Raw genomic sequence first — 13,766 nt, 5'->3', positions numbered from 1 at the left:
TAATATTACAATCCCATCTCAGCTTTAATTTGTTCCAACCATCCCGCAATTCGTTGTTCTGTCATTGTGGATTGATTATCTTTGTCAATTACCAGTCCAACAAACTCACCTTCATCCACCGCATTGGAAGCATTAAAATCATATCCTTCAACAGGCCAGAAACCATAAATTTCAGCGCCACAGTTAACGACATAATCGTATAGCTCACCTAAACCATCAACAAATTCATCCGGATAATTCACCTGATCCCCTAAACCAAACAATGCTACTTTTTTTCCGGACAGATCCAAACCATCGAAATTAGGTAAAAATTCTTCCCAACTCGCTTCCTGACAATCCACCGATAATCCCGGCAGCTTTCCTTCCCCCAGCGTGGGTGTTCCGAGAATCAGGTATTCATAGGCTTCCAAATCCGATGCTTCACTGCGATTTATATTTTTCGGCTTATCGGCGATGTCACCTAATGACTTTGCGATCATTTTTGCAATTTTACGGGTACTGCCTGTATCCGTACCAAAAAAAATACCAACCTTTGCCATAATCCTTCACTCCTTGAAATTCATTGTTCACTATCTATGAAGCAATCTCTGTGCCTTATGTAACATATTGATATTTAATGCTTCTTATATTTTATGTCCGATAATACCAACATTTTGTCACAAAGCTTACAAATCAATCATCGTCTTCGTCGTCATCGGGAACCCATGTCGTCGGACGGTAAATTTCAACACGATCCCCGGCACTCAACTGACTGTCCAGTGGTTTCACTTTCCCGAAAACCCCGACTTTCTGTTTATCCAGTTCAATATCGGGAAATACATTCAAAATATCTGATTTATGAATGGCAGACAGCAAAGTGGCCTCTTCTTCAACGTCAACCGGAACCCAGACTTGCTCAGACGGTAAAGCATAAACAACACTTACTTTCATGACTGCTCTCCTTCTACCGTTATTGATACTGTCTCTGCAGACTGTTTTATCATTACTTCTGCTTTCTGTTTAATCGCTAAAACCGCCCCAATAATTAAAAATCCTCCCGGTGGTAAAATAATCAGGAGCAAACCCCGGTAATCCGGTATCACCGTGACTTCAAGAAATGAAAAATAATGCCCGAGTAACAAACTTGCGTTTGAAAATAGGGTACCACTACCTAAAATTTCACGAATACCCCCCAATACCGTCAGCACCCATGTAAAGCCGATCCCCATAAAAATGCCATCAACAACAGACGGCAATATCGCATTTTTACTGGCAAATGATTCAACTCGTCCGAGAATAGCGCAGTTCGTTACAATAAGCGGAATAAACAGACCCAGCACTTTATGAAGAGGATGAAGCCATGCATTCAGAATGGCATCAATAAGCGTCACTAATGTGGCAATAATAATAACATTAACAGGAATACGGACGGCTTTACTGATAATCCCACTGGCAAGAGCACTCATCAGGTTTGCCATTATCATTACTGCTGTTGTAGCCAGCCCAAGACCTAATCCGTTTGTCGCACTGCTTGTCACAGCAAGTAACGGGCACAAAGCCAGCGACTGTTTCAGAACAATATTATTGTCCCATAACCCATTTCTGATGATCGGGGAATAACGATGTTTTTTTTCTTCAGTCATGGCTCTCTCCTTGATCTTTTTTCAGGGCTAACATTGCCTTATGAATCCCCCGGACCACACTCCTTGGTGTAATAGTTGCGCCACTAAACTGGTCAAAATCGCCACCATCTTTTTTAACGGCCCACACCGGTGTGTTTTTCAGAGAACGGTGATTAAAACTTAAAATCCAGGGACTTTTCGCCAGCTCAATCTTGTCACCCAACCCGGGCGTTTCTGAATGGCTGATAATACGGACTCCCTGAATAACGCCATCCAGATTAACACCAATAAGATAAGTGATCAGACCGCTGTATCCTTCTTCCGCCCCTTTAATGACATGATAAGTCACCTGCCCCTGTTCATTTTTAACATTATAAATATGATATTTTTGCCCTTTAAAAGACACAATATGACCGTCGTTAAAGACATCATTCGCGTAAACTTTCCCACCGAGAACCTGATCGAGTAATGCGTTCTGATCTTCAGCCAGACGTAATTCGATAACCGGTCGGGTAACGATTTCCGTCGACACCAGTAATAAGGCGGCTAAACCACATGTGGCTGCCAGTAATGCCGTCTGATATCCGATTTTATCCTTCCACTTCTCAACATATGTCATCATGACTTATTTCTCCGGAACTGAGTGACTGCCAAAGACACTTGGGCGCAGATAATGATCGATCAGCGGACTGGCTGAATTCATGATTAACACGGCAAACGCCACCCCTTCCGGATAGCTGCCAAACGATCGAATTAACCAAACCAGAAATCCACATCCGGCACCATAGACCATTTGCCCTTTTACGCTGGTTGGTGACGTAACTAAATCCGTAGCAATATAAAATGCCCCAATCATGGCTCCGCCACTTAACAAATGAACCCAAACCGGTAAAGTCGTCTGAGGATGAACGAGATGCGCAATAGTCGCCGGAATAAGAAGACCGCCAAAAAAGGTAAGAGGGATAGCCCAGTGAATGATTCCTCTGTAAATAAGATATAAGCCACCTATAAGAATCAAAATACTGCTGGTTTCTCCTAAACTGCCAGCCTGATGCCCCCAGAAAATATTGGCAAATAAAATGGGATCAGTTCTTTCTGAACTTAACGCTGTTGCTGACGTCATGCCATCAAAATGAAGCCAGCCGGAAGCCACGTTTACCAGATTATGGCTAAAATCAATTGGTGTCGGTGTCGCCCACCGGGTCATCTCTACCGGGAAACAGACAATTAACATCACTCTGGCCAGCATCGCCGGATTAAATAAATTCTGTCCCAATCCACCATAGATTTGTTTTCCGACAAGGACGGCAAAGGCACTGCCAAAAATGCACATCCAGACAGGCATAGTAGAAGGCAGGCTCATTGCCAGTAACAAACCAGTCAACGCCGACGAACCATCCATACAAGCTTTAAGGCTTTTTCTCATCACGGCCAGACACATCCACTCTGTTATTATCGCCGCAATAACACAAGACACAATCACGGTCAGACAACCCAGACCGAACTGGTAAATACCGAACAACACGGCCGGAATCAGAGTGACTATCACGGTATACATTATCCGGACACTGCTATTCTGATTATGAGCAAACGGCCCTACTGCGGATTCATAATTAATCATTTTCGGCCTCCGTACCGGTGACAATTTTCACAACTGTGTTTCTGGGTTTTCTTGGTGGCCGGGTAGGTCTGACCGGATTATCCAAAGAGACACTGGTTTCAGATTTAACCGGCACTTCTTTATCTGACATCGCACCAACAGGTCTCCGGGCAGGACGGGAAGGTCTTGCCGGACGCAGAGAAGATGTAACCTCGGGGGAAGCATCTTCAGCAACCTTATTACGCCCGGGCCTTCCAGGTCGGGCCGGACGAGCCGATTTTTTCGCTTTGGCTGCCAGTTTTTCAGCCTGCTCTTTCTCCAGACGCACTTTTTTTGCTTCTGTCAGTGCTTTCGCCCGGACTGATTTTTTCTCCTGTTGTTTTTTGGACCATATTGCTCCTTTGGCATGCATAAAATACTGAACCAGAGGAATGTGCGATGGACAAACGTAACTACAGGCGCCACATGACAAACAACTCAGAACCCCCATTTCTTCAGCAAGCGCCAGATTTGAAACCCGGGTGTGAGCCGCTAGCTGAAAGGGCATCAGGCCCATAGGACATGCTCTGACACACTGACCACACCGGATACATTCCTGATGTTTGTTCCTGTCTACTACTTCCTCCTCAGTCAGAGCCAGTATGCCACCAACGGTTTTATCAATCGGAACCTGAGGCGAAGAAATCACCTGTCCCATCATCGGTCCACCGAATATCAGCCTCTCCGTATCCGGAGAAAAGCCACCACAGTATGAAATCAATTCATTAACAGGTGTACCAACCGGGACTTCAACATTGCGAGGTTCACTAATCCCTTTCCCTGAAACGGTTACCACCCGGGTAACCAGAGGACGACGGAACCGGACTGCCTGATACACAGAACGGGCCGTAGCAATATTATTCACCAGCACACCGATCTGATTCGAACTGCCACCTTTTGGCACCTCCTTCCCGGTTAATGTTTTGATCAGTTGTTTTGCTGACCCCATCGGATAAATACTCGGGACTTTCCGGACATGGATATTCGGATCTTCTGTTGCCGCATAAAACATTTCTTCAAATGCCAAGGGTTTATTATCTTCAATTCCAATCAACACCCGTTTTGCTCCGGAAGCCTGTAAAATTAACCGGGCACCGACAATAATTTCCGAGGCGTACTCCTGCATCGTCAGATCGTCACTGGTTAGATAGGGTTCACATTCCCCGCCATTCAAAATGACCGTTTCAACCTGATTTTTTCTGGCCGACTTTAATTTCAGACCGGTGGGAAAACCGGCACCCCCCAGTCCGACAATTCCGGCTTCTCTGACTCTTTCAATAATAGCTTCAGCATCAAGACTGGCCATATTTGAAACCGGGGTGACTTCCCCCCAGGAACGATCATCGTTAGCCCGAATAACGATGGTTTCACTCCTTACTTTTGCTGGGTGGGAAGTAATATGCTCGGTAATCGCCGTAACGATGCCATTAACAGAACTGTGAACCGGAGCAACTCGCTCTGAACGGCTGACCGCAACCAACTGGCCTCTGACCACTTTGTCACCGACAGAAACCAGCGGAGTCAGCTTCGCACCATTTCTGAGTTGAAGAGAAAGATAAATGTTCCTGGGCCAGAACCCTTTATCTATGTGTTTATTGCTGGTAAGGGACTTAAAAGATTCAGGGTGAACTCCCCCGGAAAACGGCCGGTGCAATTGAAATAAAATCATAATATTGACTCCTGATAACTACACGACTGCCGTTTGTTTTGGCTTAGGCCAATACCAGGTAGACGAATCCGGTTTAACTTCTTTCATCGTCAAACCGTCCTGAGAACAGGTGGCACTGCATAACTGACAACCGGTACATATGTCTTTAATAACGGTATGCATCTGTTTAGGCGCACCGACAATGGCATCAAACGGACAGGCTTTTGCACAACGGCCACACCCGGTACACACAGACTCATCAATAAAAGCAACGTATTGTTTGTCTTCTTCGCTCATTTCAATTGACACACCGAGTAAATCTGCAACGTTCATCGCCAGTGACGAACCTCCTGGAGGACAACAATCCGGGCTTAATTCTCCTGATACCATTTTTTCAGCAGCCTGACGGCAGCCTGCCTCACCACACTGCCCGCACTGCCCGCCAGGTAAAAGCCCTTCAATCTGGTCAACAAGCGGATTACTTTCAACCCTGAAGAATATCGCTGCGAATCCAAGTGCAGCCCCCAGAACTGAGCCCATTACAATAAAAAAGATTACTGATGCCAGAATCATTGCAGCCTCCTTATGCCATTCCGGAAAAGCCCATAAAGGCCATGGATAGAATGCCCGCGGTAATAAAAGCGATTGGAGTTCCTTTAAATGCAGCCGGAACATTACTGAGTGAAAGTTGACTACGCAATCCGGCGAATAAGGTAATCACAACCATAAATCCGAATGCAGAGCCGACACTAAACATAATGGTGGATAAAAAAGATAGCTTTTGCTGAACGGCTAAAAGAGCCACCCCAAGAACCGCGCAATTGGTGGTTATCAATGGCAGATAGACACCTAATGCCTGATAAAGAGAAGGAAACGATTTTTTTACATACAATTCTGTAAACTGAACAACGGCAGCAATCACCAGAATGAAGGTGATTATCCTCATAAACTCCAGTCCGAGAGGTTGTAAAATAAAATACTCAATTATCCATGTGGTAGCGGCAGCCAAAGTCAGTACGAATGTCGTAGCGATCCCCATACCAACAGCGCTGCTAATTTTCCCTGATACCCCCATAAATGGGCATAACCCAAGAAACTTTGCCAGAACCACGTTATTCACAAACGCCGCACTTAGCAAAATAATCATTCCGTCTGTCATACACTTCATCCCTAAAATGTGCCTTTTCAGGTCTAAATGCATGAGGTATGCCAGTGTGCAACTCTGCACCAGAAAGTGACGTTAACCGCCTAATGCCATTATCAGAACATCGTTTATCAATGGTTTTCTCCTCGTTTTTCTCTTGTCACATAGTGAACAAAACCCAAATTGTCGGATTTATTTGTCCTGAATCAAACAAAACTCAATGAATATCGCCTGAAAATCTGAATGCATATTATGGAATGAGAAATGCATAGCAGTATTTACCCAAGAAACTTGCTAGGGAAAGCTAACATGGGACAACTTGATGCAATTATGCCAAACACATCCACCCCTTCTTCTTTTGGTGGGGAAGTCTTTGAACAAATTGTTTCCAACGCACCATTTGCAATTAGCATTACCGATGAATCGGGAAATATTCTCTTTGTAAATGATACGTTCTGCCGGATCACCGGATATACAGTCAACGAGTTAATTGGTCAGCATTCTTCAATGCTGTCGTACAAAGCCACACCAAGAACGGTATACGAAAACCTATGGTCTGCCATCACCTCAGGACAACACTGGCAGGGACAGCTAATAAACCGGAAAAAGTGTGGAGAACCATACATTGCCGATATGTCGATATCAAAAGTAGATGACGACAAAGGGCAGACCCGCTACTACGCCATCCATAAAGATATTACCGAAAAACATCATTTACAGACCCATCAACAAAATCAATCGATCATGTTTCAGGCGGTTTTGAATGCCGCCCCACTCGCCATTGCGTTGGTCGATCAATCTCACAACGCCATCTTTAAAAATGACCGTTTTGAAAGAATGAACCTCAGTTTGGATGAGTCTCCTGTTCAGCTTCTTTTAGATACCATTCAAATGGATTACGGCTACGACACACTCGAAGAGTTCATGGGAAATAAAACTCAAAAATACAAAGGCATCCATATCGAGAGTAAAGGACCAATGCGTGAACGTTGGTTTGATTTCGTACTGGTCAGAATTCCGGTATCCGACACAACAGCAGAAACCTATTTCAACCGCGAGCAGGGATATTACATTGTGGTTGCAATTAATGAACGGACAAGAGAAAAACTGCTCGTAGAAGAAAGAAGAATCAATGCTGTTAAGCTGATGACTCACGACAACAAATATGTTCACGCTATGCAAGAAGCCTTAATGGCAACACTTCATCAGCTTCAGGGCCCATTTAATATGATTGAGTCTGCTATAAATATTCTGAAGCGCACTAATGCAACCTGCCCGGGATTGCTTGCTATGGATGAAGCGATGAACACGGCAGTTCAGGCAATGGATGACATCAAACAGGCCGTCCCGGAAAGAACATCCGAAGCCTTCCAGCCTGTAAACCTTAACCTCGTTGTTAAAGATGCTACATCCATCAGTACGGATGAACTTCTGCTCTCTTCCATTGACTTAAATTTAAGTCTTGATGCACAGCTTCCGGTATTAAACGGTATGCCACACAGGTTGGTTTTAGCTTTAAAACAACTTCTCGATAACGCCATTGATTCCATTCAGGCATCGAAAGCAAAAGACAGAACCATACAGGTCTCAACTTATGCTGACGAACATTATGTTCACCTTGTAGTTGAAGATACCGGACAGGGTGTCGATGAATCTATTCAGTTAAAAATATTCCAGCCTTTTTTCAGTACCAAACCGAAGCATAAATCCGGTTGTCGCGGAATCGGACTCTCTATCGTTCAGCAGGTATTGAATGAACACGCCGCTACTATCGAAGTAGCCCGTAGTTATCAGCTCAAAGGAGCAAGAGTTCTTATCTCATTTCCAATGAACGAATGGTAAACAATTATGACAGTCGCTTATTCATCAATCGATTTAGAGCGTGAACTTCTTGCTGCCATGTACAACATCAGTTGCGTTCTTAACAGTAGCTTAGACTACTGCGATACCACAGATAATGTTTTAAAAATACTGCATGAAGAATGTCAGTTAAGATGCGGAATGTTAAGCATTTTAGATCAGACACGAGACATTTTATTAGTCAAATCGGTTCATTCACCTGAGCCGAATATTAATATTGAACAAAAACAGATTCATTACAAAATGGGAGAAGGAATCGTAGGAGAAGTCCTCCGTCAGGGTAGCTCAATGGTCATTCGCAATCTTGGTAAAGATATGCGCTTCGCCGATAAACTTGCGCTGTACGACTACGATAAACCTTTTATTTGTGTTCCGCTGAAAGACACCACATCCAAAGTCATCGGAGCGTTGTCTGCTCAGCCACCCAATCTGGATGACTCATCCATCACCCAGTTAACCCGGTTTCTGGATATGATCGCTAACCTGATCGCACAAAATATCCAGTTGGCGCACCAGATTGAAACCAAACAGAAGCAACTGGTTGATGAGCGGGATGGATTGCGCCGTAAAGTCCGCAACAACTATAGCTTCAAAAATCTGGTGGGTCACACGAAATCCATGCGACAGATTTTCGAGCAAATCCGGCTGGTATCGCGTTGGGACTCAACCGTGTTAGTCCGGGGTGAATCCGGCACCGGTAAAGAACTGGTTGCCAACGCCATCCATTACAATTCACCAAGAGCGGCAAATCCATTTGTTAAATTAAACTGTGCAGCGCTTCCTGATAATTTACTGGAGTCAGAACTGTTCGGGCATGAAAAAGGCGCCTTTACGGGAGCAGTAAAACAACGTAAAGGCCGCTTTGAAATGGCCAACAACGGTACCATATTTCTTGATGAAATAGGTGAAACCAGCCCGGCATTTCAGGCAAAGCTACTGCGTGTCCTGCAGGAAAAAGAATTTGAGCGGGTCGGTGGATCGTCCACCATTTCTGTTGACGTAAGGATTGTTGCAGCAACAAACCGGAATCTGGAGGAAGAAGTCGCCAACGGACATTTTCGGGAAGATCTCTACTACCGGTTAAACGTCATGCCAATGCACCTCCCAGCATTAAGGGAAAGGATTCAGGACATTCCCGAACTCACTGAATTCATGCTGCAAAAAATCGGTAAAGCTCAACAGAGAAAGTTAACCATTACAGACAGCGCTATACGTTCAATGATGGGGTATCTCTGGCCGGGAAACGTCCGGGAGCTGGAAAATACACTTGAGAGAGCTTCCGTATTATGTGAGTCCGGCGAGATTGGTGACGAGCTGATTATTTTTAATCAGGTTGATCCATTATCATTCTCAGACAAAGTGCACCCGGTCTCTCACACCCAACAACATGCGGTTGCTCCTTCTCTTTCTTCTGCTACGCCATCATCAGGAGCACCACTAGGTGAGCTTCCAAGCGTCAGCAAAGAAAAACAATTCAATGACGAACGGGAAATGGTCATCGATGCCCTCGAACGTTCAGGCTGGGTCAAAGCCAAAGCTGCCCGTCTGCTGAATATGACCCCCCGTCAGATTGCTTACCGAATCCAGATCATGAATATTGAAATGAAGCAAATCTAACAAATGCGCACGGTCACTTTTGTCGGTTTCTGAACAATTGTTGATACGTGCTCATTCTTTATTTTTATAAAAAACAAATAAAACAAATAGTTACACTCAGGTATAAGGCTTGCAGGAAGATCTGTTAATTATTTTGCGACATGGATACGTTACCGAGGTGTTTATGGAAAAAAGCACACTGAACCAATCATCAAAGCAGGAAGAGACATCCAATATTCATCATTTTTTTTCTAAACAGGTACAGGACAAAATCGCCCGGCATCCCTGTTATTCAAAAGATGCTCATCAGTATGCCCGTATGCACTTACCCGTTGCTCCGGCCTGTAACATTCAGTGTAATTACTGCAACCGGAAATACGACTGCAGCAACGAATCCCGTCCCGGAGTGGTATCCCGTGTTGCCTCTCCGGACATCGCCCTCAAACAGTTTATGGCGGTGAAAAAACGCGCACCAAATCTAAGTGTTGTCGGCATCGCGGGACCTGGCGATGCCCTGGCAAATCCTCAGGCGACATTTAAAACACTCAATGATATCCGTAATGCGGATCCTTCAGTTCAATTGTGTATCTCGACAAATGGTTTGATGTTAGAGCCGTACGTCAACGACCTGATTCAATCCGGAGTCAATCATCTGACCATTACCATTAACTGCACGGATCCCGAAATCGGTGCCCAAATATACCCCTGGGTTTATTTTGATCACAAGAGGCTAAGAGGAATCGAAGCGGCTAAAACACTCATCGGCCGTCAATTCGCCGGTCTGAAATCAGCGGCCGATGCAGGAATGCTGGTAAAAGTGAATACGGTTTTGATTCCGGGAATCAATGATCACCATATACAGGAAGTATCGAAAGCCGTAAAGGCCCACGGAGCACTACTTCACAACATTATGCCTCTGATATCCGATCCAGCTCACGGAACCTATTTTGGACTGACACATCAACGGGGACCTTCTGAAGCCGAACTGGAAAAAGCACGGGCTGATTCTGGAAATAACATGCCTCAAATGACCCATTGTCAGCAATGCCGCGCAGATGCAGTCGGAACACTGGGCGGCTGTTCCGCTACTGAGCCGGATAACAGCTCCCAACCGTCACCGGATGCCAGTCGCTACCGGATTGCTATCGCTAATAACTCAGACTCAGACATCATTCAGGTTCATTTTGGCCATGCCCGCTGGTTTGAAATTTATGAATATTCTGAAAAAGAAAAAAGATTCCACTTTACCGAGAAACGGTTTATTACTCAGTACTGTCAGGGAACTAACGAATGTAACGATGCTTTGGACGAAAAAGAACAAATTATTCGCTCGGTCTCTGATTGTGACATGGTGCTATGTGCCCGCATCGGTATTGCACCATGGCGAGATTTAGAACGGCTGGGAGTCATTCCAAATGTCGACTATGCCATGCAACCTATTAACAAAGCATTGCAGCACATAAAACAAATACACATCAAAACTCAGCCCAAAACACAGGAAGCCGCACAAGCAGGAGGCCCCCATGAAGTATGCCATAACAGATAAATGCGTTGGCTGTCATGCCTGCTTACTGGCCTGCCCTAATCAGGCCGTATATCAGGACGCCGATGATATGAATCAGTTTCACATTCATGAAAAACGCTGCACAGGATGTGCAGAACAGTTCGAGACCCCTCAATGTGCAACCATCTGTCCGGTTGAAGAAGCGATTATCGATAACCATTTCCGACCGGTAAACCCAATTGGCAGTCTGACCGGAATCAGCGCAGAACTTCGTTTTTCCGATTAAACCTCAAAAGGCTCTTTCGCACAGGTCACGGAAAACACATCCACCTGAACAGACGCTGACCAGTATCCTTCTGGCCAGCCTCCTTTCTGTTTTAGATGGCGCAGGAACTCTTTTGTGTCAGGAAGCTGATCCCATACCTGAGGTAAAAAAACCGCCCGGTGAGACGAATCGCTCAGAATCACCCCGACCCGGTTCTCACTCAGATACCGTTCCAGCGCAGCTTCCGTCTCGATATCTAACCTATGTAATGGCGAGAGTACAGAAACCTCAACCGACAAATCTTTTAATTGCGATTTTCGCAAAGGGGGAAACCGAGGGTCCTGACAGGCAGCAGAACGGGCCTTATTATAAACGTCTTCAGCTAAAGGCTGATGCGCAGCAATGCTCCCTAAACAACCCTGTAGCTGATGGTTAACTTCAAGGGTAACAAAACAGGCACCATTACGGGTGAAATCTTCTTTTAGTGAACTGGTTTCCGGTGGACGGACATATCCCCCGAAATAATCATGAATTGCCTGCCTGGCAATATTAACCAACTGATGCATATCCTGTTGGCTATAGTTCTGTTGTAATGTAACTGACATAACCCACCACCCTGGATAAATCACCGGAAGTATCCCCGGAATTATTATGTTGTAATTGTTCTAACTGGTAACCATTCTTTTTCGCAAGCAATAACAAGGCATTAATACCGGTGCAACCACATGCTTCCTGAGGGGTTATCTCTGCCTGAAAATGCGCGATTTTATGACAGGTGTGACGATCAATTCTGTTGGCCTCGGTGTAGGTATGAAAATGGCTGAGATCACTACTGATAACCAGTAATGTCTCCTCATCCCACAAGGCATCGATTATCGTTGCCAGCTCACTTGCCGAAATATCACAGACCAAAAGTGGCATTAACCGGATTTCCGGATTAAGGCACACCTGCAAAAAAGGAAGCTGAACTTCCAGACTGTGCTCCTGCTGATGTAACGAATCTGAAAACGTCACCAACGTATTCTCCTTAAGCAACTTCAGGGTATCCTGAGCAATGTCGAGATTTCCCAGAGGAGAACAAAACTGGTCACACGCCGGCACCGCACACCCTTTGAAATAAACCCGGTGAGAAGGCCCGACCAATAATACTTTCTTAATTTTATCTTTCTGCTGTCTGACTAATGCATAAGCTCTGGCTGCTGTCTGCCCTGAATAAATATACCCTGCATGAGGAACAATAACCGCACGTATTGCCCGGCATTCATCCAATACATCTTCAGATAACCAATACTCAATCTGGGCCCTGAGTATCGTAGGGTTATTATTGTAAAACTGCCCTGCTACTGCAGGTGAACGAATCGTCATAGCTCGGTCTTTTCCCATTTTCGCACTATGATTAAGTATAGAACCGACAAAGAGATGTATTGTGGAATCAGAAATAAAAAAATATAAAACAAAGCATTGGCACCTGCTTGATGATGGAAGAGTTGTCTGTGATGTTTGTCCACGGCATTGCTCTCTGAGGGATGGGAAAAAAGGCGCATGTTTTATTCGTGAAGCTTTTGAAGGTGAAATTGTCCTCACCAGTTACGGGTATGCAACCGGATTTGCCATCGATCCGGTTGAGAAAAAACCACTAAACCACTTTTATCCGGGAACCCGTGTCTACTCTTTCGGAACAGCCGGCTGTAATCTGGGTTGCAAATACTGTCAGAACTGGCACATCAGCAAATCCCGTGACCATTCAATATTAAGTGCTCAGGCCAGCCCGGAAGACGTAGCCGGTATGGCGGTTGCCCATCAGTGCAAAAGTGTCGCTTTTACCTACAATGATCCGGTTATTTTCTGGGAATATGCCCGTGATACCGCGATCGAATGCCATAATCTGGGGCTGAAAACGATCGCAGTTAGTGCAGGCTACATGTGCGAAACACCTCGTGAGGAATTCTATGCTCACATTGATGCCGCCAACATTGATCTCAAATCTATCTCTGATCATTTTTACCGAAAACTGTGCTCTGGCTCTTTGGCTCCGGTTCTGGATACCCTGCTCTATCTAAAACAGGAAACCGATGTATGGCTTGAAATCACGACTCTCCTTATCCCCGGCTGGAATGACAATCCCCGGGAAATCGAGCAATTATCCCGTTGGATTTCTGACAACCTTGGAGATAACGTTCCTCTTCATTTCAGTGGCTTCCATCCGGATTTTAAGTTGACCAACATAGACAGAACCCCGCTTGACACCTTGTTACAGGCCAGAGACATCGCATTAAAGACCGGACTGAACTACGTCTACACTGGCAACATTCTGAATGAAAATTCCGAAAGTACCTATTGCCCTCATTGCCATAACATTGTTTTGCACCGTCATCGTTACCAGCTCAGGCATAATCACATTACCCCTCAGGGAGAATGCATGCATTGCCATTCCCCAATTCCCGGACGATTCTGAATTCCTTCAGAAACCCCGAATCTTAAGATCGATAGCCTGACTGGTATGTTTTTT

The 13,766-nt window shown here is 45.1% G+C and carries 15 protein-coding genes; 5 read left to right on the top strand and 10 right to left on the bottom strand.

Annotated elements, in window-relative coordinates; genetic code table 11:
- Nucleotides 1-5: 5 nt before the first annotated feature.
- The 8 genes from LRQ06_RS16895 to rsxA form a co-directional block, all read right to left on the bottom strand.
- Nucleotides 6-539, bottom strand: coding sequence for a flavodoxin (locus tag LRQ06_RS16895; protein WP_232768215.1), 534 nt, complete (start codon nt 537-539; stop codon nt 6-8).
- Nucleotides 540-672: 133 nt separating this feature from the next.
- Nucleotides 673-930 (bottom strand): RnfH family protein, encoded by a 258-nt coding sequence (locus tag LRQ06_RS16890; protein WP_232768214.1) that lies wholly within the window; start codon nt 928-930, stop codon nt 673-675.
- Entirely contained in the window at nt 927-1,622 is a 696-nt protein-coding gene (locus tag LRQ06_RS16885; protein WP_232768213.1) for an electron transport complex subunit E, read from the bottom strand. Before LRQ06_RS16885 ends, LRQ06_RS16890 begins: the two co-directional genes overlap by 4 nt.
- Nucleotides 1,615-2,223, bottom strand: coding sequence for an RnfABCDGE type electron transport complex subunit G (locus LRQ06_RS16880; RefSeq protein ID WP_232768212.1), 609 nt, complete (start codon nt 2,221-2,223; stop codon nt 1,615-1,617). The genes LRQ06_RS16885 and LRQ06_RS16880 overlap by 8 nt, the downstream gene beginning before the upstream one ends.
- A gap of 3 nt (nt 2,224-2,226) precedes the next feature.
- Nucleotides 2,227-3,222, bottom strand: a complete 996-nt coding sequence (locus tag LRQ06_RS16875; protein WP_232768211.1) for an RnfABCDGE type electron transport complex subunit D — start codon at nt 3,220-3,222, stop codon at nt 2,227-2,229.
- Complete coding sequence (gene rsxC / locus LRQ06_RS16870; protein WP_232768210.1) at nt 3,215-4,909, bottom strand: electron transport complex subunit RsxC; 1,695 nt, start codon at nt 4,907-4,909, stop codon at nt 3,215-3,217. Before rsxC ends, LRQ06_RS16875 begins: the two co-directional genes overlap by 8 nt.
- Nucleotides 4,910-4,927: 18 nt before the next feature.
- Nucleotides 4,928-5,461, bottom strand: a complete 534-nt coding sequence (locus LRQ06_RS16865) for an RnfABCDGE type electron transport complex subunit B (protein WP_232768209.1) — start codon at nt 5,459-5,461, stop codon at nt 4,928-4,930.
- 10 nt (nt 5,462-5,471) lie between these two features.
- Complete coding sequence (gene rsxA / locus LRQ06_RS16860; RefSeq protein WP_232768208.1) at nt 5,472-6,047, bottom strand: electron transport complex subunit RsxA; 576 nt, start codon at nt 6,045-6,047, stop codon at nt 5,472-5,474.
- A 249-nt stretch (nt 6,048-6,296) separates the two neighbouring features.
- On the opposite strand from rsxA, the gene nifL reads away from it, so the two are divergent.
- The 4 genes from nifL (at nt 6,297) to LRQ06_RS16840 (ending at nt 11,278) form a co-directional block, all read left to right on the top strand.
- Entirely contained in the window at nt 6,297-7,874 is a 1,578-nt protein-coding gene (nifL, locus tag LRQ06_RS16855; RefSeq protein WP_232768207.1) for a nitrogen fixation negative regulator NifL, read from the top strand.
- A 6-nt stretch (nt 7,875-7,880) separates the two neighbouring features.
- Nucleotides 7,881-9,509 carry a nif-specific transcriptional activator NifA gene (gene nifA / locus LRQ06_RS16850; RefSeq protein WP_232768206.1) on the top strand — a complete coding sequence of 543 codons (1,629 nt, stop codon included), beginning with the start codon at nt 7,881-7,883 and terminating at the stop codon, nt 9,507-9,509.
- A 109-nt stretch (nt 9,510-9,618) separates the two neighbouring features.
- The gene (gene nifB / locus LRQ06_RS16845) at nt 9,619-11,034 is read left to right on the top strand and encodes a nitrogenase cofactor biosynthesis protein NifB (RefSeq protein WP_232768205.1); all 1,416 of its coding nucleotides are present in this window, start codon (nt 9,619-9,621) and stop codon (nt 11,032-11,034) included.
- Nucleotides 11,012-11,278: a 4Fe-4S dicluster domain-containing protein gene (locus tag LRQ06_RS16840; protein ID WP_232768204.1), complete on the top strand. Its 267-nt coding sequence runs from the start codon at nt 11,012-11,014 to the stop codon at nt 11,276-11,278. The genes nifB and LRQ06_RS16840 overlap by 23 nt, the downstream gene beginning before the upstream one ends.
- Here the strand turns inward: LRQ06_RS16840 and amrA are convergent.
- Complete coding sequence (amrA, locus tag LRQ06_RS16835) at nt 11,275-11,862, bottom strand: AmmeMemoRadiSam system protein A (RefSeq protein WP_232768203.1); 588 nt, start codon at nt 11,860-11,862, stop codon at nt 11,275-11,277. The genes LRQ06_RS16840 and amrA overlap by 4 nt on opposite strands.
- Nucleotides 11,834-12,622 (bottom strand): AmmeMemoRadiSam system protein B, encoded by a 789-nt coding sequence (amrB, locus tag LRQ06_RS16830; protein WP_232768202.1) that lies wholly within the window; start codon nt 12,620-12,622, stop codon nt 11,834-11,836. Before amrB ends, amrA begins: the two co-directional genes overlap by 29 nt.
- A gap of 61 nt (nt 12,623-12,683) precedes the next feature.
- On the opposite strand from amrB, the gene amrS reads away from it, so the two are divergent.
- Complete coding sequence (gene amrS, locus LRQ06_RS16825) at nt 12,684-13,712, top strand: AmmeMemoRadiSam system radical SAM enzyme (RefSeq protein WP_232768201.1); 1,029 nt, start codon at nt 12,684-12,686, stop codon at nt 13,710-13,712.
- Nucleotides 13,713-13,766: the final 54 nt, after the last annotated feature.

This window comes from Vibrio salinus (assembly GCF_021272385.1).
GTDB lineage: Bacteria > Pseudomonadota > Gammaproteobacteria > Enterobacterales > Vibrionaceae > Vibrio > Vibrio salinus.
Note: the sequence above shows the minus strand (reverse complement) of the source record. Positions and strands in the feature narration are given on the sequence as shown.

Excerpts from the sequence above, each read along its gene's own strand:
- LRQ06_RS16895 (WP_232768215.1), bottom strand. The coding sequence starts at position 539 with ATGGCAAAGGTTGGTATTTTTTTTGGTACGGATACAGGCAGTACCCGT.
- LRQ06_RS16890 (WP_232768214.1), bottom strand. The coding sequence starts at position 930 with ATGAAAGTAAGTGTTGTTTATGCTTTACCGTCTGAGCAAGTCTGGGTT.
- LRQ06_RS16885 (WP_232768213.1), bottom strand. The coding sequence starts at position 1,622 with ATGACTGAAGAAAAAAAACATCGTTATTCCCCGATCATCAGAAATGGG.
- LRQ06_RS16880 (WP_232768212.1), bottom strand. The coding sequence starts at position 2,223 with ATGATGACATATGTTGAGAAGTGGAAGGATAAAATCGGATATCAGACG.
- LRQ06_RS16875 (WP_232768211.1), bottom strand. The coding sequence starts at position 3,222 with ATGATTAATTATGAATCCGCAGTAGGGCCGTTTGCTCATAATCAGAAT.
- rsxC (WP_232768210.1), bottom strand. The coding sequence starts at position 4,909 with ATGATTTTATTTCAATTGCACCGGCCGTTTTCCGGGGGAGTTCACCCT.
- LRQ06_RS16865 (WP_232768209.1), bottom strand. The coding sequence starts at position 5,461 with ATGATTCTGGCATCAGTAATCTTTTTTATTGTAATGGGCTCAGTTCTG.
- rsxA (WP_232768208.1), bottom strand. The coding sequence starts at position 6,047 with ATGACAGACGGAATGATTATTTTGCTAAGTGCGGCGTTTGTGAATAAC.
- nifL (WP_232768207.1), top strand. The coding sequence starts at position 6,297 with ATGCATAGCAGTATTTACCCAAGAAACTTGCTAGGGAAAGCTAACATG.
- nifA (WP_232768206.1), top strand. The coding sequence starts at position 7,881 with ATGACAGTCGCTTATTCATCAATCGATTTAGAGCGTGAACTTCTTGCT.
- LRQ06_RS16840 (WP_232768204.1), top strand. The coding sequence starts at position 11,012 with ATGAAGTATGCCATAACAGATAAATGCGTTGGCTGTCATGCCTGCTTA.
- amrA (WP_232768203.1), bottom strand. The coding sequence starts at position 11,862 with ATGTCAGTTACATTACAACAGAACTATAGCCAACAGGATATGCATCAG.
- amrB (WP_232768202.1), bottom strand. The coding sequence starts at position 12,622 with ATGACGATTCGTTCACCTGCAGTAGCAGGGCAGTTTTACAATAATAAC.